This window comes from Aurantibacter sp. (assembly GCF_039941195.1).
GTDB lineage: Bacteria > Bacteroidota > Bacteroidia > Flavobacteriales > Flavobacteriaceae > Aurantibacter_A.
Window position 1 is genome coordinate 21,805 of record NZ_JBDVFA010000105.1, and the last position, 21,158, is coordinate 42,962.

Genomic DNA, 21,158 nt, shown 5'->3' on the forward strand with positions numbered 1-21,158 from the left:
ATATAACATGAGGTTAAAAGATAAAGTAGCAATAGTAACAGGTGGAGCACGAGGCATAGGGAAGGCAATTGCAGAACTGTTTGCACAGGAAGGAGCAATAGTAATCATCATCGACCTTTTGCATGAAGGGCAGCAAGTAGCAGATTTAATAAATTCGAATTTAGGTAAAGCCGAATATCATGCAGTTTCAGTTACGGATAAAAGTGCGATTGAAAAGCTATTTGAGTCGGTAAATTTAAAATACGGAAAAATTGATATCCTTATTAATAATGCCGGTATTACTAGAGATAAAACACTCGAGAAAATGAGTGAAGAAGCTTGGGATGCTGTAATAGATGTAAACTTAAAAGGAGTGTTTATATGTGCTCAAGCTGTTGTGCCTTACATGAAAAAGAATAAGTATGGTAGAATAGTAAGTGCGGCCTCGAATGTTGGTCTACGTGGAAATTTTGGTCAAACTAATTATGCTGCCACGAAAGCTGGGGTAATTGCAATGTCTAAAACTTGGACAATGGAATTAGGAAAATTCGGGATTACTGCGAATGCAATTGCACCTGGTTTTACAATGACTGAAATGGTGAAAGATATTCCAGTGGAGCATTTAGAAAGTATAAAAAAAAGTATCCCATTGCAATCAGCCGCGCAACCAATAGATATCGCTTACGGTTATCTTTATCTAGCTTCAGATGAAGCACGATATGTATCGGGAATATGTCTTACGATTGATGGTGGAATTTCGAGGTAAACGTGCAGATAAATCTAATTGTATTAATTGAATAAACGAGTTTTTATCCAGCGCGCTGTATAACTTCAAATACACGGTTGCCATCTAATTTCAAGGTCTTAGAAGGGAATTTTAATATCAAGGCGTAATCATGTGTTGCCATTAAAATTGTACGCCCTGCTTTGTTGATGTCTTGCAATACTTTCATGACTTCTACACTGGTTTGCGGATCAAGGTTTCCTGTAGGTTCATCTGCAATTATTAATTCTGGATCATTAAGCAAAGCTCTTGCAATTGCCACACGTTGTTGTTCGCCACCAGATACTTGATGTGGAAATTTAAAACCTTTGGTTTTCATTCCAACTTTTTCGAGAACCTCTTGAATTTTTTTATCGATTTTATCTTTATCCTTCCAACCGGTAGCTTTTAAAACAAAAAGAAGATTGTTGTAGATATTTCGGTCTGGTAATAATTTAAAATCTTGAAAAACGATTCCTAATTTTCTGCGAAGAAAAGGTATATCTTTTTCTTTAAGTTTGGTTAAATCAAAATCTACAATTTGCCCTGTTCCTTGGCGTAAAGGTAAATCGCCATAAAGCGTTTTCATAAAGCTACTTTTACCACTTCCAGTTTTTCCAATTAGATATACAAAGTCACCTTTGTTTACTTGAAGACTAATATTGTTAAGTACCAAGCTTTCTTTTTGAAAAACTGCTACATCTTTAAGTTCAAGAATTGCTTCTGACATTGGCTATGCTTGTATTTTAGTGCTGTGGCAAAAGTAAAAATCAAAATATATAATTAATACTTTTTGCTGCTTTGTTGATATAAAAGTAATAAGTTATGACCGAATGCACTTCCATTCGAATCATAAATATTTTTCCTTTGTAGTTTTATAGGCGCTAGGTCTATATAAATCAATACTCAGTCAATAAATAACAGTGAAAAGCCTTCGAAAATATACTTAGGTACAATATTTGACGTTATTAAAATTAATATAAGGTTAGTCAGAACACTATGCTAAAAAGAATCACTGCTTTAATCCTCGTTTTCTCGGGGATGGTTTTTAATGGGTACGCCCAAGAAACTAAAATCTACACTCACGATCAAAAGATGTATCAAGATGCTTTGGCATTGTACAATAATGAACAATACCAAGCTGCTCAAACTTTATTTCAGAAAGTAAAGAACAATTCTGAGGATGGCGAAATCAAATCAAATAGCGCATACTATGAGGCAAATGCCGCTGTACGATTAAATCAATTAGGTGCGGATCGGTTAATGGAAGATTTTGTTGAACAATATCCGACGTCAACAAAAAGGAATAATGCATTTGCAGATGTAGCAGAATATTATTTTGAAACCGGGAAATATCCTTATGCATTAAAATGGTATAATCGCGTGGATCAAGGTGCACTTTCTAGAGGTGAAATGGAGCGCTTTAATTTTAATTATGGGTATTCTTTGTATTCTTCAAAAAAAACAAAGGAAGCGGAAAAATATTTAAATAAAGTTGTGGATTCTCCAACCTATGGTTCGCAGGCAAAATATTATTTAGGATACATTTCTTACCAAGAAGATGATTATGAAGGTGCTAATGAACGTTTCGATGAAATAACAGATCCAGAAATTCTAGAAGAGAAAATGAGTTATTACCAAGCTGATATGAATTTTAAGCTTGGGAAGTTTGAAGAAGCAATTGGATTGGCGAAAAAGTATCTTCCAAAGGCAGATCGTAAAGAGGTGTCTGAATTAAATAAAATTATAGGTGAAAGCTATTTCAATTTAAATCAATATGATAATGCCATTCCTTATTTAGAGGAATATAAAGGTAAGCGTGGTAAATGGAGTAATACAGATTACTATTTATTAGGCTATGCACATTACAAGCAAGGTGACTATACTGCCGCAGAACAGCAATTCAATAAAATTATTGGCGGTACAAATAGTGTATCGCAAAATGCCTATTACCATTTAGCAGAATGTTATTTGAAATTAGGAAAAAAACAAGAAGCTTTAAATGCATTTAGAAATGCTACTCAAATGGATTTTAGTGCCGAAATACAGCAAGATGCCTATTTAAACTATGCCCGTTTAAGTTATGAAATAGGTAATGCCTATGAGCCAGTACCTCAAGTGATTTCGAATTATTTAGAGAAATATCCGAATGGAAAAAACACACAAGAGATGCAAGGTCTTTTGGTTGATTCTTATATTACTTCTAAGAATTTTCAAGGAGCAATGGACTTGCTGGAAAAGAATAGAAATTATGCCAGTAAGGCGACGTATCAGCGCGTAGCTTTTTATAGAGGTGTAGAACTTTTTGTAGCTGCAGATTATGAAGGAGCATCAACTACATTTCAAAAATCTTTAGATAGCGCCGAAGACCCTTTATTTACTGCAAGAACGAATTACTGGAAGGCAGAATCTGATTATATGTTGAATAGGTTTGATGAAGCTCTAGCTGGTTTTAAACGTTTCCAGAGTAATCCACAATCTTCCAGTACAAATGAGCAAAAAGAATTGGATTACAATCTGGCTTACACCTATTTTAAACTTAAAGATTATGGGCAGGCAATAGCTAGTTATAATAGTTATGCCGGTTCTGGAACTAATGACACGCATAAATTGTACGACACCTATTTACGTATGGGTGATAGTTATTTTGTTACCAGCAAATATTGGCCAGCAATCGAAACCTATAACAAGGCACTTGCACTCTCGGGTCCGGAGAAGGATTATGCAGCTTACCATAAGGCAATTAGTTATGGATTTGTTGGTAAACAAGATACCAAAATACAAGAGCTAACAAGTTTTGTTTCAAAATATTCGAAATCCACTTTAAAAGATGACGCGCTTTACGAACTAGGTAATACCTATATCACATCGGGGCAAGAAGCACAAGGTTTACAATCTTATGATAGGTTGATTAATGAATACGGAGGAAGCTCTTTGGTGCCGCAAGCAATGATGCGACAAGGGTTGGTATATTATAACTCGGGTAATAATGAAAAAGCATTAGAACGATTTAAATCTGTAGTAAATCAATTTCCAAAAACTCAAGAAGCTATACAGGCTGTGGCTACTGCCAAGTTAATATATGTTGACACTGGTAGAGTAGATGAATATGCAGCTTGGGTGCGTGATTTAGATTTTGTTGAGGTAACAGATTCCGAATTAGATAATGCGACATACGAATCAGCAGAAAAACAATTACGAGATGGAAATAAAGATGCTGCTATGCGTGCTTATGAAAAGTATTTGAAAGATTTTCCAAATGGATCACATAGTGTAAATGCGCATTTTAATTTAGCACAATTGTATTTTGGTAAATCACAAAAAGAAACAGCTCTACCACACTATAAATTCGTGGCTGATACAGGGGCGGGTGAATATACCGAACAGGCATTAACTAGAGTTTGTGAAATATATATTGGTCTAAATGATTATGGTACAGCTTTACCATATTTACAGCGTTTGGAGAGTCAGGCTAACATTCAGCAAAATAAAATATTTGCGCAAAGTAATTTGATGAAAGGTTATTACGAACAAAAGAATTACGACCAAACTATCGCCTACGCAGAGAAGGTTTTAGCAACACCATCAATTGATAATAGAATTAAAAGTGATGCTCAAATTTTTATTGCGCGTTCAGCGATTGCAACAAATGATGAGGCAAGAGCCGAGAGTGCTTATCAGGATGTAATGAAAATTGCTAGTGGTAGTTTGGCTGCTGAGGCATTGTACTACGATGCATATTTTAAATTTAAAGCGCAAGACCATGAGGGTTCAAATATATCGGTTCAGAAACTAGCGAAGGATTATGCGAGTTATAAAGAATGGGGAGGAAAAGGATTGGTGTTAATGGCAAAAAATTTCTATGCTTTGGGCGATGCTTATCAAGCCACCTATATTCTTGAAAATGTGACTTCTAATTTTACACAATATCCTGAAATTGTTTCTGAAGCACGAAGTGAATTAGCGATGATTAAGGCAAAAGAATCTAAGAGCAATTCTTCGGTTAATCCAAATGGTAACTAGAACAAAATGAAATTGAGAACAGAAATGTACAAACATATATTTATAATCTTTATTCCCGTTTTTCTTTGGAGTGTAAATGTATCGGCACAAGAGGAAGAAGGTGATGATGAAGATGGTTTAGGTACCGAAACGGTAACAGTAACCAAGGCTTATACCCCTACAATTTCGGATGCGTTTAAGATAAAATCATTGCCAGATATGAACGATTCTATCGTCCTTCAAAAAAAGGAAATAGAGTACAGTATTTTTTCGGTTCCTGTGGCATCAACATTTACCCCTTCAAAAGGAAAAGCAGCAACAGTAAAGAAAACACCTCCTCCAATTTTGTATAATTCTTATGCTTCCGTTGGGGCGGGTAATCCCGGTAATGTTTTAGCAGATTTTTATACGAGTAGATCTGTGGGTCGTGAAGATCGATTGGATGTAGGTCTAACGCATAATTCCTCTCGTGGCGATTTTGATGAGGTTACTTTCGACAATGTATTTTCCGATTCAAAATTAGACGCTTCATATTCACGACGTGACCGCGATTTTGATTGGGTCGCAAATGTTGGTTTTCAACACCAATTATACAATTGGTACGGTACACCCGAAGGAGCATTAGAATTTGCAACTGTGGATGAGAAGGATGCTCGACAGAATTACTTTATGGCTGAAGTGGGGTCTAAATTAAATATGTCTGACTCCTTTTTTAAAAGTGGAGAATTATTATATCGTCGTTTTTGGGATAAGTATAAATCTGGAGAGAATCGTGTAGTTTTCGAACCAGTATTTGATTTTCCAATTACCGATGAAGAATTGTCTTTAGGGGCTAAAGTAGATTGGGTAAATGGTAAGTTTGCTAATGCTAGTTTAAATAGCACAGATAATACAGGAGAGATTAATTACAATAATTTACAAGTAGGACTGAATCCTAATTTAAAAATTTTGCGAGATGATTTAACGCTACGATTAGGAGCGAAATTTATTTATGGAATGGATTTGGAAAATAGCGATGGTAGCTTTCATATTTATCCAGATGTAACGGCATCTTATCGTTTGTTAGACGAAGTGGCAATTGCATACGCTGGTGTGGTAGGTGATTTAAGACAAAACTCTTATTATGAATTTGTTGAAGAAAATCCGTTTGTATCGCCAACTTTATCTATGCAGCCAACCGATCAGCAATACGATGCTTATGTTGGATTGAAAGGACAATTGTTAACTAATTTAAGCTATAATATTAAAGGTTCATATAAGGCAGAAAACAGATTGCCCTTGTACAAATTGAACCCAATAAATACATTTAGAGGAGAAGGACCTTATGTTTTTGGAAATTCATTTGATGTTTTTTATGATGATGTAAAAACCTTTGGTGTTTTTGGTGAATTGAGTGTTGATGTGAATCGGAATTTCACCTTAGGTGTAAATGCAGAGTATTATTCGTATAATACTGAAACAGATAACCCAGCTTGGAACTTACCTGATTTAACAGGAAACTTTTTTATGGATTATCAAATTGGAGAGAAATGGTATATGGGAGCTAATTTGTTTTACGTAGGTAAGCGAAGTGATCTTTCGTCAACAGCATCTCCAAGTACTCCGGCCAATTTATTTGCATCTGAAATTATAGAATTAGATAGTTATTTTGATGCTAACGCCCATATAGGATATCGTTTAAATAAACAACTATCAATTTTTGCTAAGGCTGCGAATATTGCAAATAACAACTACCAACGTTGGTCGAATTATCAAGTTCAAGGGCTTCAAATTTTAGCTGGTGCAACCTATAAGTTCGATTTTTAGTGGTTGAGTAATAAGTTCAACAATTATATTTAAAGTATACCTGAGTTAATCGTTAAAAGTAAGCAGGTTAACCCTTTATAGTTCGTTTATTATTGAGGTTTCAGTATTTTTGTTATGCTATTTAAACGAAAATTTTTTGTACATGTTTACAATAAAAAATTTTAAAGTCTTATTACTCTTTGTAATTATAGGACTTTTATCTTGTTCTTCAGATTCACCTGCTCCAATGCCAACGCCCACACCTACTCCTGAGGTTGATACTGATGGCGATGGTATTTTTGATAGTAAAGAAACTACCGATGGAACTGATAAGAATAATGCATGTGACCCAATACCTGCTTCGGGTTATACGGCTTACGATTCTGCAAATGCAATATGGGCAGCAGCCGATTGTGATAATGATGGTATAACCAATGGTGATGAAGCTACAAATGGAACTGATCCTTATGTAGATGATTTAGATACTGATGGAGATGGATTGTTAGATTCAGTTGAGACAATTGATGGTACTGATGAGAATGACCCTTGTGATCCTGCACATGATGCTAATTATGACCAATATAATGCAAGCAATGCCATTTGGTCTGCAGCAGATTGTGATGGTGATGGCGTATCAAATGGAGATGAAGTAACTAATGCTACAGATCCCTATGTTGATGATCGTGTATTTGCGGTGGCGGAGTTGTTACCCAATCTTTCTGAATTAAAAATTTTTAATGGCCCAATTTCAGATTTAAAGTTTAATAGTACGTCACATGAATATGATTTAATAACACCACTATACACTGATTACGCTTTTAAATTACGTTCTATTTCACTTCCAAAAAATGCGGAAATGACCTATAATGGCGAAGGCTTATTAGAATTTCCTGATAATTCAGTAATTACAAAAACGTTCTATTATTTAAATGATGTAAGAGATGAAGCATTAGGGAAAAAGATAATTGAAACCCGCGTGTTAATTAAAAAGAGTGGAAGTTGGCAGATGGGTGAATACATTTGGAATGATGCTCAAACTGAGGCTATATTAGAAGAGTCTGATGACGTAAAAGTGGTCATTGTTGATTATAAAGATAGTGAAGGTGAATGGGAGTCAATTGCCTATGAAGTGCCGAATATGACAGCATGTATTCAGTGTCATAATAACAACGGAACTAGTTTCCCAATCGGTCCAAAAACACGAAATATGAATCTAACAATTAATGGTGTAAATCAACTGGAAAGTTTTGCAGATAAAAACATGTTAAGTGGACTTCCAGATATTTCTCAAATTGTGGTGTTGCCAGATTGGGATGATACTACAGAAACATTGGAAAATAGAGCTAGAGCTTACATGGAGGTAAATTGTGCGCATTGTCATCAACCAGGTGGTTTTAATGGAAATCCGGTAGTAGAAACTATTGATTTTAGATTTGAAACACCTTTCGCTTCAACTAATATTTCGGATAAGAAAGTTGATATAATAGAACGTATAAATAGTGGATTTCCTAATTATGCAATGCCATATACAGGTACAACTATGAAACATACAGAAGGTGTGGCATTGATTGAAGATTATATTAATAGCTTTGATTAAGGAATACTGTTAATTTATGGTGCTCTGAAATTTATAATGTAAAACTACCAAGTTTCATAGCCTTGCTCTTAAGAGGTTTATAAATTTCTAATTTTGAACTAGTTAAAGGTTCTTTATGTGTTATAAAACTAAGTTCAAATATTTGATTGTAATATTTTGTCTATTTAAAAGCGCTTCAATAATTGGACAAAACTTGGTTAAGAATGCCAGTTTCGAATCTTATGATAACTGCCCTTCTAAACTTGGTAATTTAAAGCACGATTTACAAGATTGGTCTGCACCAACCTTAGGATCAACGGATTATTTTAATTCGTGTAGTACCGCAATGGGTACCCCAGAAAATTTTAATGGATCTCAACCATCTAATTTTGGAAAAGGTTATGCAGGTCTTTATTTGTATGCTCCAGATGATTATAGAGAGTATTTACAAGTAGAATTAATGCAGCCTTTAATAAAGGGAAAAAATTATCGCGTATCTTTCTATGTTAGTCTTGCTGAGCGATCAGATTTTGCAATAAAGGAGTTTGGTGTATTGTTTTCGAACAATAAATTGGAAGTGCAGATAAAAAAGGAATTGTCTAAAATGCATTTGTACAAGCAAAAAGGATATAAATATCATTATTTGGAAATAGGATATAGTAATTTCTATTCCGATACAAAAGATTGGATTTTAGTACATACCCAATTTAAAGCAAAGGGTAATGAACGGTATATTGTTATTGGGAATTTTAAAAGCAATAAGCGAACGCGAATGTTTAAAACAAAGCGCAATGCCAACCAAGGTGCATATTATTATGTAGATATGGTTTCTGTGGTGTTAGAAGACCCACCAATACATGAAACCCAACTTGTGGCAATAACTAATGGAAAAGAAACTAAGAATATTGAGCTTGATAAAAATTACGTTTTTAAAAATGTGCTTTTTGAATTTGATAATTCAGTTCTATTAACTTCTTCGAAAAAAGAACTCGAAAAGTTAGTGCATCATCTTCAATCAAATGCAATGCTTTTTGTTACTATTAATGGACATACAGATAATATAGGATCCCCAAATTATAATTTAGAACTCTCTAAAAATAGAGCTGCAGCGGTAGCAGATTACTTAAAACAAGCGGGAATAAGTGAAAACCGAATTTCCAGTAAAGGATTTGGTAGTGAAAATCCTTTACTAGATAATAAGGATGAAATCAATCGTAAACAAAATCGTCGTGTCGAATTTGTGATTTCAAAAGCGAATAACCAATAGCTTAATAATCTGAATAATCAGTAGGGTATAAATTGTATTTATCAATATGTGATACATTGTTTTGATACTCCGGTCTAACTTTAAGTTTTGCCCACACTGGTGAGTCTGAAAAAGATTTCCAGTTTGCTGTTTGAGCTTCCTTATTTTCGTGGGTAGTCATATAAATTAAATTAGGCATATTGGCACCGGAAATAACAGTGCCATAAAACACCGCGTTAAAACCAAGACTGTCAAATAAAGGAACTTCACCACCAGCATTAAACATATCTACCTTATTTATATGTTGTTTTTCTGTTGCTGATTCATAGCTTCTCAATTCATAAACTCGGTCTTTTCTCGGTCCTTTTAGTTTAGGTACTTCCATTTTTGGCATATCAATAAAAGCCTTAACTAAAATAGTCTGAATTCTTTTATAGGGGGCATTATCATGAGCTGCTTCTAAATAAGTACTTCCTTTTGTATTATGAAGTTTGTTATCTATCAACTTCTCATTTGTAGCAAGAAAATCATCTATAGTTTTAAATGGAACTAGAACATATGTTTTGCCAATAACAGAATCTCGGTCTTTAAAAACGCCAATTGTTGGTATACCCATTTCTTTGAGCGCTGGTAAATAAGCATCTTTTAAGTAATTATCTGTGGTTGCTACTTGTTGTTCGTTGTCAAAAGAATATATTTTAAGTTGATAAAATTCTTGTTGGTTATCCTGTGCAGATGTATTTGAGCTAATTAACAAGGCAATGCCAAGTATAAATGCGAGTTGCTTGAATGTAAATTTCATAATAGTATTAAAGTTATTTTTATTAAACATAATGAAGCCAATTGGAATATCCTATTAAGATCATTAAAGTTTGGTCAATTTCACAAAAAGGTTATTTTTGTTAGGCTCAGGTAGTTGCTTGTGCTAAATCTAAATTCAAAAGATATGAGATTCATAAAATTAGTTTTTTTAGTATTCGTGTTTACAACAATGCTTTCAACCAATTTTTTACAAGCAAACCTTAAAATGAAGTCATTAGAGATTTTAAGGGAAGTTAAGGATGTAGTTCTAGGTTCATGGGATTATTATGTGCCCGGAGTAGAGCCAGCTTATGCGAATGGCGTAATGCATGTAACTAATTTGAAAGGTGATTATAATGTGAATTTAGAATTGCCAGGTGGTACAATACCAACTAATAATGTTGAAGTAAATGGTAATGAAATTACTTTTGATTTATATGTTGAAGGTATGCTTGTAGATGTGAAGATTGTAATTGATGGAGATGCTTTAACAGGGTCAGGTAATACGGATCAAGGGCCGTTTACAATGACCGGGACTCGTAAGAAATAAATTGATAAAACTTGATGAATTTAGGAAATAAAAAAACCGTCAACCTATGCCTGACGGTTTTTCTTATTTAAGTTTTTCCTAATTAGATTTTAATAGGTAAACTAACTCTTGTAGTTCCCCAACCCATAATCATATTGGTTCCGCCATCAGCTTCATCAAAAGCAATTGAAAAAGCTTCCAACGAATCACCACTAGTACTTACAGAAGCCTTAACTCTAGCTACATCTGCTGATTTTTCATAACTATAAGCTCCCCATTGGTTTAAGTTTTTGTTTAAAATAATTGTCCATTCTGTGCTACCTGGAACTGAGAATAAAGAATATGTACCGGCTTTGACTGCAGAATCGCCTATGGTAGCATCTTTGTAAAAAGTTATCTCTACAGCTTCGTTAGCACCAGTGCGCCATACTTCACCAGCTTTGGCTAATTCAGAAACAGAACGCCCTTTTAGTTGAGGTCGACTATAAATAACTTTTATACTTTTTTCAGAACTTTTATGTCCAGATGGAAAAGTTTCAATATCGGCAGGGCTTTTATCCAGTCCGCTAAAATTTTGAGCATTCGCTTGTGTAGCGAAGGCCATAGCAATCGCCATAAAAGCGATAGTAAGTAAGTTTCTCATAATGTGTTTGTTTTTTCTTGGATTTATCCCAAAGTTAGAAAAGTTAAAACTAATTCAATCTACTAGAATTAGGAATATTGAAGTCGTTAAATTTTACACAACTTACATAATACAATATTCTACTCGTTGAATTATGTTCAAAAATATTAAATTATATAAAAATTCAAATAAAGTATTACAATGTGTAATCAAAATGTGTATTTGTGTTTCAATATTTAATTAATAGACGCATATTTGCCTTTCAATTAGATAATAATTAGATTATGTGTGGAATTGTATGTGCTTTTGATTTAAAGCAAGAAGCAGAAGGTTTAAGACCTCAGGTTTTAGAAATGTCTAAGAAAATTAGACATAGAGGTCCGGATTGGAGTGGTATTTATAGTGATGATAAAGTTATAATGGCTCATGAAAGATTGGCTATTGTAGATCCAGCATCTGGGCAGCAACCATTATTTAGCGAAGACAAAAATTTGGTTTTAGCAGCCAATGGTGAAATATACAATCATCGCGAATTAAGAAAACAATTTGAAGGCAAATACAATTTTCAAACTGCCTCTGATTGCGAAATAATATTAGCATTATACAAAGAAAAAGGTGTCGATTTTATTGATGAAATGAATGGCATTTTTGGTTTCGCTTTATATGACGTTGAGAAAGATGAGTATTTTATTGCTAGAGACCATATGGGAATTATTCCATTATATATTGGATGGGATCAAAATGGAACTTTTTATGTTGCTTCAGAATTAAAAGCTTTAGAAGGAGTTTGTACCAAAATTGAACTTTTTCCTCCGGGACATTACATGTCTAGTAGTGATGGTAAGTTTGTAAAATGGTGGAATCGTGAATGGCGCGAATATGAGGCAGTAAAAGAAAATGAAACTAGTATTGCGGCTGTAAAAGAAGCGTTAGAAGCAGCGGTGCATAGACAATTAATGAGTGATGTGCCATACGGAGTATTGTTGTCTGGGGGCTTAGATTCTTCAGTAACATCTGCCATTGCTAAGAAATACGCACAAAAAAGAATTGAGTCTGATGATACATCAGAAGCATGGTATCCACAATTGCATTCTTTTTCAGTAGGGTTAGAAGGTTCACCAGATTTGGCAGCTGCACAAAAAGTAGCTGATTATATCGGTACAGTACACCACGAAATTAAATTTACAATTCAAGAAGGATTGGATGCCATAAAAGACGTTATCTATAATATAGAAACCTATGATATTACCACAATTCGTTCTTCGACTCCAATGTATTTAATGGCAAGGGTTATTAAGTCTATGGGAATTAAAATGGTACTATCTGGAGAGGGTGCAGATGAGATATTTGGAGGTTATTTATACTTTCATAAAGCTCCTAATGCCCAAGAATTCCATGAAGAAACAGTTCGTAAGTTAGACAAGCTACACATGTATGATTGTTTAAGAGCAAATAAAAGTTTGATGGCATGGGGAATTGAAGGTCGTGTACCGTTTTTAGATAAAGAATTTATAGATGTTGCAATGCGTTTAAACCCTGAAGATAAAATGATTAATGGGGAACGTATGGAAAAGTGGATTATAAGAAAAGCTTTTGAAGATATGTTGCCAGAAAGTGTTGCGTGGAGACAGAAAGAACAATTCTCTGATGGCGTAGGATATAGTTGGATTGATACCTTAAAAGAAGTTGTTGATGAAGCTGTTTCAGATGAGCAATTAGCGAATGCGAAATTTAGATTTCCAATTCAAACTCCGCAAAACAAAGAGGAATTTTATTATCGTTCTATCTTCGAAGAGCATTTTCCTTCCGATGCGGCTGCATTAAGTGTACCTCAAGAAGCAAGTGTTGCGTGTAGTACACAAATCGCATTAGAGTGGGATGAGGCATTTAAGAACATGAATGAGCCTTCAGGAAGAGCTATTGCTAAAGTACATGATAAAGCGTATTAAAAATTTAAATCAATAGTTGATTTTTAAGTCAAAACCCTGCTTTTTAGCAGGGTTTTTCTTTTGGTAAACTTCGTCCTAGTATTGATGTTTAGTACAGAAAATGCTTTTTTTAGCAGTGTCAAATTTTCCACAATAGTTGTTAATAACTTAGGGGTTAATAAAGTCTGATAAGACTATGTTTTATAGGGTATTGCGTATATTTGTAAGATTGCAAAATTTGAATTGAAAACAACTCAATAATTTATGAGCGAAGAAGCTAAAAACGAAGGTCAAGAAAACGAAAAACCTCAGAGTGCCCAAAATAATGATAGTGCACCAATGAAGGATTATTCAGCCGATAGTATTCAGGCCTTAGAAGGAATGGAGCATGTTCGTATGCGACCATCCATGTATATTGGTGACGTTGGCGTGCGAGGATTACACCATTTGGTTTACGAAGTAGTAGATAACTCTATTGATGAGGCAATGGGAGGCCATTGTGATACTATTAGTGTAACTATAAATGAAGATAATTCGGTAACTACGCAAGATAATGGTAGAGGTATTCCTGTAGGGTTACATAAAAAAGAAGGTGTTTCTGCGCTGCAAGTTGTAATGACTAAGATTGGAGCAGGGGGTAAGTTTGATAAAGACTCTTATAAAGTTTCTGGTGGTTTGCATGGTGTTGGTGTTTCTTGTGTAAATGCCCTATCAAGCCATTTGAGAGCTACTGTTCATAAAGACGGAAAAATTTGGGAGCAAGAATATGAAAGAGGTAAAGCGCTTTATCCAGTTAAAAGTATTGGTGAAACTGATATTCGAGGAACCATTGTTACTTTTAGTCCGGATACAACCATATTCAAGCAAACTATAGAATATAGTTACGAGACGCTTGCTAATCGTATGCGTGAACTTTCATTCTTAAATAAAGGTGTTACCATCAGTATAATGGACAAACGCCAAAAGGATAAAGAAAGTGAAACAGGTTATGTTGGCGAAACTTTTTATTCTGATGAAGGATTAAAAGAATTTGTTAAATTCTTAGATGGTACTCGTGAAGCATTGATACAGAATGTTATTTCTATGGAAGGCGAGAAGAATGACATTCCTGTGGAAGTTGCGATGACCTATAATACTTCGTATACAGAGAATTTACATTCGTATGTAAACAATATTAATACGCATGAAGGAGGTACTCATTTATCTGGTTTTAGAAGAGGATTAACAAGTACTCTAAAAAAATATGCTGATACGTCTGGAATGCTCGATAAGTTGAAATTTGAGGTTCAAGGTGATGATTTTCGTGAAGGCTTAACAGCAATTGTTTCTGTAAAAGTTGCAGAGCCGCAATTTGAAGGTCAGACTAAAACAAAATTGGGTAACAGAGAAGTCTCTTCTGCTGTTAGTCAGGCTGTGTCAGAAATGTTGACAAACTATTTGGAGGAACATCCAGACGATGCCAAGATAATAGTTCAAAAAGTAATTCTTGCTGCACAAGCAAGACATGCTGCAACCAAAGCTAGAGAAATGGTTCAGCGAAAAACGGTTATGAGTATTGGTGGTTTACCTGGAAAACTATCAGATTGCTCAGATCAAGACCCAGTAAATTGTGAGGTATTCCTAGTAGAGGGAGATTCGGCAGGTGGAACGGCTAAACAAGGACGTGATAGATTTTTTCAAGCAATACTTCCATTACGTGGTAAAATATTGAATGTTGAAAAGGCGATGCCGCATCGTGTTTTTGATAACGAGGAAATCAAAAATATTTATACCGCATTAGGTGTCTCTATTGGTACAGAAGATGATAGTAAAGCTTTAAATATAGAAAAGTTACGTTATCATAAAGTTGTAATTATGTGTGATGCCGATGTAGATGGTAGTCATATCGAAACATTGATATTAACCTTCTTCTTTAGATACATGCGAGAGTTAATAGATAGTGGTCATGTTTACATTGCTACTCCTCCTTTATATTTAGTTAAGAAAGGACAAAAAAAGCGATACGCTTGGAGTGATGAAGAACGCGATGAAATAGCAGATAGCTATAGTGGCGGAGTGAGTATACAACGATATAAAGGTCTTGGTGAAATGAATGCGGAACAATTGTGGGATACTACAATGAATCCTGAATTTAGAACCTTACGTCAAATAACAATTGAGAATGCTACAGAAGCTGATCGAGTGTTCTCCATGTTAATGGGTGATGAGGTGCCGCCAAGAAGAGAGTTTATTGAGAAAAATGCGGTTTACGCGAATATTGATGTTTAAATTTTAATCGGTTGTAAATCAATTAAATTTATAAAAAAACCCAGCAGATTGCTGGGTTTTTCTTTGCACAAATCAAAGAACCCTAAACTTATGTAGCGTAAAGTTCAGGGTTTTTTAAATTGAGGTAAAAGGGGGTTCGAATTGTAGGTTACAATTATTCTCTTATGGCTAATAAATTACCATCTGTATATTCTAACATGTCACCATCTAAAGTACCTACCATACTTACTTTGTTTTCAGGTAAATCTGTGCCAGGATATGTTATGGTATAAACACCATTATCTTCAGTCCATCTAAAATCAGTTTTATAGTCTAATACGTTGTTATTGTATTGTTGATATCTGCCAAGATAGGCATCATTAAAAGTCCATTCATGAGTGACATTTTCATTGCTTTTATTTGCATTGGAAATAGTCTTATCATTCCATATTCCAATTATAGGATCATTGTTTTCTTCTATTTGAGAACAACTGGTTAATAAAAGAACTACTACTAGGGCGAAAAATGAGATTGTATTTTTCATAATTTCAATATTTCAGGTTAGGGGACATTATTAAAACGAGCTCCGAAGTGCTATTATTAGTGCGTTTCGATGAGATACACCCTGTTTAGTGATTCTTCGACGAACGAATATGTTTTTTAACAGGTGTGTAGTTTGTCGATCGGTATAATGACTGTTTTATCCGATGAAAAATTCGATGAAATACATATTGATTCTGAAGTCAACATTTCAATTGTGAATAGTAGATTTTTAGTAAATAAAAGAGGTAGAAAAAAGTATTCTAATTTTCAATTAAAAAATTGCATTGCATTAATGTAAAATTGTTAGAAGATGTGGTTTACTTCGTACGACAGATTATAAAATGTATTTCGATTATATTGAAAATTAAAAACCCAGAGATTTTGTTTTTACAAAATCACTGGGTTTTAACATTAGGGGGTAATCGAAGGTTTCGAATTGTAGGTTACAATTATTCTCTTATGGCTAGAAGACTACCGTTTGTAAATTCTAACATATCTCCTTCAATAGAACCTGTCATACTAACCTTATTAGAAGGCATATCTGTTCCAGGGTATGTTATCGTATATACTCCGTCTTCTTCAGACCATTTAAAATCTGTTTTAAAATCTAATTTATTGTTGTTGTAACTTTGGTATCTTCCAAGATACGCATCGTTAAAAATCCATTCATGACTTTGAGTTTCGATACTTTTTTCAGCTTCAGAAAAACTCTTGTCGTTCCATATTCCAATGATTGGATCATTATTGTCTTCTATCCTAGTACAGTTAGCTGCAAAAATGATAGCTAAAATGGCTAAAAATGAATATAAACGTTTCATAATAAGTAGGTTTCGGGTGTGACCTTTATTAAAACGTAATACATCTAATTATTATTCGCAAGATTCGATGTATGGTATCATTTTATCGTTTTCTTCGATGTAAGTCAGAGTTTTTTAACAAGAGTGCATTTTATCGATCGTTGTAATGACAATTTTTATCGATTAATGATTCGATAAAATACATGGTTGCTTTAAAATCAGTATTTTTGATATCCAAAAAATAGGAAAAATCACTTTAAAACATAAAAAAGTATGAAAGTTACCGTAGTTGGCGCTGGTGCAGTTGGCGCAAGTTGTGCAGAGTATATTGCAATTAAGAACTTTGCTTCTGAAGTAGTCTTATTAGATATTAAAGAAGGTTATGCAGAAGGAAAAGCTATGGACCTTATGCAAACTGCTTCATTAAATGGTTTTGATACTAAAATTACAGGAACGACATCAGATTATTCTAAATCAGCGAATAGTGATATTGCGGTTATAACATCTGGAATTCCAAGAAAACCAGGAATGACTCGTGAAGAATTGATTGGCATTAATGCAGGAATCGTTAAAACGGTTTCGGAAAACCTAATTAAGCATTCACCAAATGTCATCCTTATAGTAGTTAGTAATCCTATGGATACAATGACTTACTTGGTGCATAAGACTACTGATCTGCCTAAGAACAGAATTATTGGTATGGGTGGAGCTTTAGATAGTGCGCGTTTTAAATATCGTTTAGCAGAGGCTTTAGAGTCACCAATATCTGATGTTGATGGAATGGTAATTGGTGGTCATAGTGATAAAGGAATGGTGCCATTAACATCTCATGCAACAAGAAATAGTGTAAAAGTTTCTGAGTTTTTATCAGAAGAGCGCTTAACGCAAGTTGCTGAAGATACTAAGGTGGGTGGGGCTACACTAACAGGTCTTTTAGGAACTAGTGCTTGGTATGCTCCAGGTGCAGCTGTTTCAGGATTAGTTCAAGCTATTGCTTGCGACCAGAAAAAAATGTTTCCTTGTTCAACTTATTTAGAAGGTGAATACGGATTAAATGATCTTTGCATTGGAGTGCCTGTTATTTTAGGTAAAAATGGTATCGAACAAATCGTAGATATTCCATTAACAGAAGCAGAAAAGGCTAAAATGCAAGAAAGTGCGGCTGGTGTTTCTAAGACAAATGGTCTTTTAGAACTCTAGTAAATACAGAACAAATACATCATAATAGGGCGTATCGGACAAAAGGTACGCCCTTTTGCTTTGCTAATATCTTATAATAAAGTTGTCTAATCCTTAAGTAAAAGCATATATTTGCAGGCTGTAAGGAAAAAAATCAATTAATTTAGTTAAATAATGCAAAATAAAGGACTTATAAAGCTTTTTGCTTTCTTGTTCGGGTTAGTTAGTATTTACCAACTATCCTTTACGTTTGTTACAAACAAAGTTGAAAAAGAGGCAAATGTTTTTGCCAATAGTCGCATCTCAGAAAGCGAAGATGATTATATCAACAAAAGAGAAGATCTTGAAGTTCGTTATCTAGATTCTATCGGAGATGTTTCAGTTTTTGGCTATACAGATTATAATGATGCCAAGAAAAAAGAACTTAATAAAGGACTTGACCTTAAGGGTGGAATTAACGTAACACTTCAGATTTCGGTTAAGGATATATTAAAAGGACTTGCCAACAATACTAAGAATCCAGTTTTTAATAAGGCTTTAGCTGATGCTGATTTAGCATCAAAAAGTAGTGACGACACTTATCTCGATTTATTTTTTGATGCTTGGGATAACATTAAAGGAGATTCAAAATTAGCTTCACCAGATATCTTTTTTACAAAGGGTCTTAGTGAGGAGATTGGAAGTATGGACGATGCTACTGATGATTCTGTAAAAAGAATCTTAAGAACAAAAGTAGATGAATCTGTAGAATCAGCTTTTGAAGTACTACGTGAGCGTATTGATGGGTTTGGTGTTACACAACCAAATATTCAACGTGAGGGTAATTCAGGGCGTATTTTAGTTGAACTTCCCGGAGCAAGAGATATAGCAAGAGCACAAGACCTTTTGTCAAGTACGGCACAATTAGAGTTTTGGGAAACTTACGAAACAGGTAATCAGAATATTCTAAAGTTCTTCTACGATGCTAACATGAAGCTAAAGGATATTTTGGAGCCTACAGTACAAGAAGAAGAAACAATAACAAAAGCAGAATCTGAAATTGATTCACTTTTATCAGATGTAGCTCAAGATTCATTGGATTTAGCAAATGAGTTTAATCCTCTTTTAAGCAAATTTGAGCCGGCTCCTTTAGGTTATGCAGTTGGTTCTGCTGCAGTAAAAGATACAGCAGAAGTAGGATCTTATTTAAGAATGCCTGAAGTAAGAAGGTTGTTACCTAATGAAATTCAGTTTACAAAATTTTTCTGGGAGCGTCCAGCTGATGAAAATGCAGAGCGTGTACGTCTTTTTGCTGTAAAGGCAAGTAGAGATGGTGTGCCAAGAATGAGTGGTGATGTAGTGTCAGATGCTAGTGATATTTTTGATGAATATAATAAGCCTGCCATTAGCGTAAATATGAACGTTAGAGGAGCCAAGGAATGGGAGAAGCTAACTGGTGATGCATTCAATAACCAAACCGGTATTGCAATAGTTTTAGATAATAAAGTTTATACGGCACCTGGTGTTTCTTCAGGACCTATTTCAGGTGGAAGTACACGTATTACTGGTCCTAATTTTACAATTACTGAAACAAAAGATATCGCTAACGTTTTACGGGCTGGTAAACTTCCCGCTTCTGCTGAAATCATTCAATCAGAGATTGTTGGTCCTTCTTTAGGTCAAGAAGCAATTAATAGTGGCTTTATGTCTTTTATGATTGCCATGTTAATTGTATTAATATGGATGGTATTCTATTATGGTAAAGCAGGAATTTTTGCAGATATAGCGTTGCTTTTCAATATTTTATTAATATTTGGAGTGTTAACTAGCTTAGGTGCAGTCTTAACCTTACCAGGTATTGCGGGTATTGTATTAACCATAGGTATGTCAGTTGATGCGAACGTACTTATTTTTGAGCGGATTAAAGAAGAATTAGATAAAGGTAAGGGTAAGCGTGAAGCAGTTCAAGATGGTTTTAGTAACGCCTTGTCTTCAATCTTAGATGCGAATATTACGACTGGTCTAACAGCAATTATCTTATTTGTTTTTGGAACAGGACCTATTAAAGGTTTCGCAACTACCCTATTAATCGGTATTCTAACTTCATTATTTACAGCAATATTTATTACAAGATTACTTGTAGATTGGTATTTAAGTGGTAGAGAAAGAAGATTAGATTTCAGTACAGGTTTAACAAAGAATTTGTTTAAGAATATTAAAATTGATTTCTTATCTAAACGAAAAATAGCATATATCTTTTCAGCTGTTCTAGTGGGGATTGGAATATTCTCATTGGCGACAAAAGGTTTGCAACAAGGTGTAGATTTTATTGGTGGACGTTCATATCAAATACGTTTCGAAAAAGTTGTGAACCCTTCTGAAATTGCTTCAGAACTAAATACTGTGTTTGGTAGTGGTACAATGGTGAAAACCTTTGGAGAAGCAAATCAAATAAAAGTTACAACACCATATAAAGTGGATGTTGAAGGTATTGAGGTTGATAATGAGATTCAGAATAAATTATTCACTTCTTTACAAAAGTATTTACCAGACGGCATGTCATATGATAGCTTTGTTCTTGGAGCAGAAGGTAAAGCAATCGGAATTATGCAATCTATGAAAGTAGGTCCTACTATTGCAGATGATATTAAAAAGAATGCATTCTTGGCGATAATTGGATCTTTGGCAGTTGTCTTTTTATACATCTTATTTAGGTTTAGAAAATGGCAATTTTCATTAGGAGCAGTAGTTGCAGTTTTCCATGATGTTATGATTGTACTAGGAGTTTTCTCCATTTTTGGAAAGATTATGCCATTTAACATGGAAATTGATCAAGCCTTCATTGCTGCAATCTTAACGGTAATTGGTTATTCATTAAATGATACCGTTGTAGTATTTGACCGTATTCGTGAGATTGTTGATGAGAAAGGATGGAAAGGTGGTTCAAATATTAATCTAGCATTAAATAGCACTTTAAGTCGTACATTAAATACTTCTTTAACTACTTTAGTAGTGTTATTAGCAATTTTCACATTCGGTGGTGAATCTTTAAGAGGATTTATGTTTGCAATGATTATAGGTGTTGTTATTGGTACTTATTCTTCTGTGTTTATCGCAACACCAACTATGTTTGATACGTTAAAGAAGAAGATTCAGGACGGTAGTCAACAATAAATAATAGA

15 protein-coding genes are annotated in these 21,158 nt (G+C 34.3%); 10 read left to right on the forward strand and 5 right to left on the reverse strand.

Annotation, left to right across the window (positions count from 1 at the left end; all coding sequences use genetic code 11):
- Positions 1-7: 7 nt before the first annotated feature.
- The gene (gene fabG, locus ABJF52_RS18335; RefSeq protein WP_348153527.1) at positions 8-745 is read left to right on the forward strand and encodes a 3-oxoacyl-ACP reductase FabG; all 738 of its coding nucleotides are present in this window, start codon (positions 8-10) and stop codon (positions 743-745) included.
- A gap of 43 nt (positions 746-788) precedes the next feature.
- Here fabG and ABJF52_RS18340 read toward each other — a convergent pair whose 3' ends face one another.
- Entirely contained in the window at positions 789-1,472 is a 684-nt protein-coding gene (locus tag ABJF52_RS18340; RefSeq protein ID WP_348153529.1) for an ATP-binding cassette domain-containing protein, read from the reverse strand.
- A gap of 269 nt (positions 1,473-1,741) precedes the next feature.
- Here ABJF52_RS18340 and ABJF52_RS18345 point away from each other — a divergent pair, with 269 nt between their 5' ends.
- From ABJF52_RS18345 to ABJF52_RS18360, 4 genes are all read left to right on the forward strand, one after another.
- Positions 1,742-4,765: a tetratricopeptide repeat protein gene (locus ABJF52_RS18345; protein ID WP_348153530.1), complete on the forward strand. Its 3,024-nt coding sequence runs from the start codon at positions 1,742-1,744 to the stop codon at positions 4,763-4,765.
- A 6-nt stretch (positions 4,766-4,771) separates the two neighbouring features.
- The gene (locus ABJF52_RS18350; protein ID WP_348153532.1) at positions 4,772-6,550 is read left to right on the forward strand and encodes a TonB-dependent receptor; all 1,779 of its coding nucleotides are present in this window, start codon (positions 4,772-4,774) and stop codon (positions 6,548-6,550) included.
- A 142-nt stretch (positions 6,551-6,692) separates the two neighbouring features.
- Positions 6,693-8,126 (forward strand): hypothetical protein, encoded by a 1,434-nt coding sequence (locus ABJF52_RS18355; protein ID WP_348153534.1) that lies wholly within the window; start codon positions 6,693-6,695, stop codon positions 8,124-8,126.
- 142 nt (positions 8,127-8,268) lie between these two features.
- Positions 8,269-9,372: an OmpA family protein gene (locus ABJF52_RS18360; protein ID WP_348153536.1), complete on the forward strand. Its 1,104-nt coding sequence runs from the start codon at positions 8,269-8,271 to the stop codon at positions 9,370-9,372.
- Between the two features lies 1 nt (position 9,373).
- Here the strand turns inward: ABJF52_RS18360 and ABJF52_RS18365 are convergent, their stop codons facing one another.
- Complete coding sequence (locus ABJF52_RS18365) at positions 9,374-10,153, reverse strand: NIPSNAP family protein (protein ID WP_348153537.1); 780 nt, start codon at positions 10,151-10,153, stop codon at positions 9,374-9,376.
- Between the two features lie 144 nt (positions 10,154-10,297).
- Between ABJF52_RS18365 and ABJF52_RS18370 the strand changes: the two genes are divergently transcribed.
- On the forward strand, positions 10,298-10,702 hold the full coding sequence (locus ABJF52_RS18370) for a hypothetical protein (RefSeq protein ID WP_348153538.1): 405 nt from the start codon (positions 10,298-10,300) through the stop codon (positions 10,700-10,702).
- A gap of 82 nt (positions 10,703-10,784) precedes the next feature.
- Here ABJF52_RS18370 and ABJF52_RS18375 read toward each other — a convergent pair whose 3' ends face one another.
- On the reverse strand, positions 10,785-11,324 hold the full coding sequence (locus tag ABJF52_RS18375) for a DUF2911 domain-containing protein (protein WP_348153539.1): 540 nt from the start codon (positions 11,322-11,324) through the stop codon (positions 10,785-10,787).
- Positions 11,325-11,587: 263 nt separating this feature from the next.
- Here ABJF52_RS18375 and asnB point away from each other — a divergent pair, with 263 nt between their 5' ends.
- Both asnB and gyrB read left to right on the forward strand, forming a co-directional pair.
- Positions 11,588-13,252, forward strand: a complete 1,665-nt coding sequence (asnB, locus tag ABJF52_RS18380; protein WP_348153541.1) for an asparagine synthase B — start codon at positions 11,588-11,590, stop codon at positions 13,250-13,252.
- A gap of 318 nt (positions 13,253-13,570) precedes the next feature.
- The gene (gyrB, locus tag ABJF52_RS18385) at positions 13,571-15,499 is read left to right on the forward strand and encodes a DNA topoisomerase (ATP-hydrolyzing) subunit B (protein ID WP_348153668.1); all 1,929 of its coding nucleotides are present in this window, start codon (positions 13,571-13,573) and stop codon (positions 15,497-15,499) included.
- A 154-nt stretch (positions 15,500-15,653) separates the two neighbouring features.
- On the opposite strand, the gene ABJF52_RS18390 is transcribed toward gyrB, so the two are convergent.
- Both ABJF52_RS18390 and ABJF52_RS18395 read right to left on the reverse strand, forming a co-directional pair.
- Entirely contained in the window at positions 15,654-16,022 is a 369-nt protein-coding gene (locus ABJF52_RS18390) for a hypothetical protein (protein ID WP_348153543.1), read from the reverse strand.
- A gap of 448 nt (positions 16,023-16,470) precedes the next feature.
- Positions 16,471-16,839, reverse strand: a complete 369-nt coding sequence (locus ABJF52_RS18395; RefSeq protein ID WP_348153544.1) for a hypothetical protein — start codon at positions 16,837-16,839, stop codon at positions 16,471-16,473.
- Between the two features lie 252 nt (positions 16,840-17,091).
- Here ABJF52_RS18395 and mdh point away from each other — a divergent pair, with 252 nt between their 5' ends.
- Together mdh and secDF are read left to right on the forward strand one after the other, a co-directional pair.
- The gene (gene mdh / locus ABJF52_RS18400) at positions 17,092-18,018 is read left to right on the forward strand and encodes a malate dehydrogenase (RefSeq protein ID WP_348153546.1); all 927 of its coding nucleotides are present in this window, start codon (positions 17,092-17,094) and stop codon (positions 18,016-18,018) included.
- 153 nt (positions 18,019-18,171) lie between these two features.
- Complete coding sequence (gene secDF / locus ABJF52_RS18405) at positions 18,172-21,150, forward strand: protein translocase subunit SecDF (RefSeq protein WP_348153547.1); 2,979 nt, start codon at positions 18,172-18,174, stop codon at positions 21,148-21,150.
- Positions 21,151-21,158: the final 8 nt, after the last annotated feature.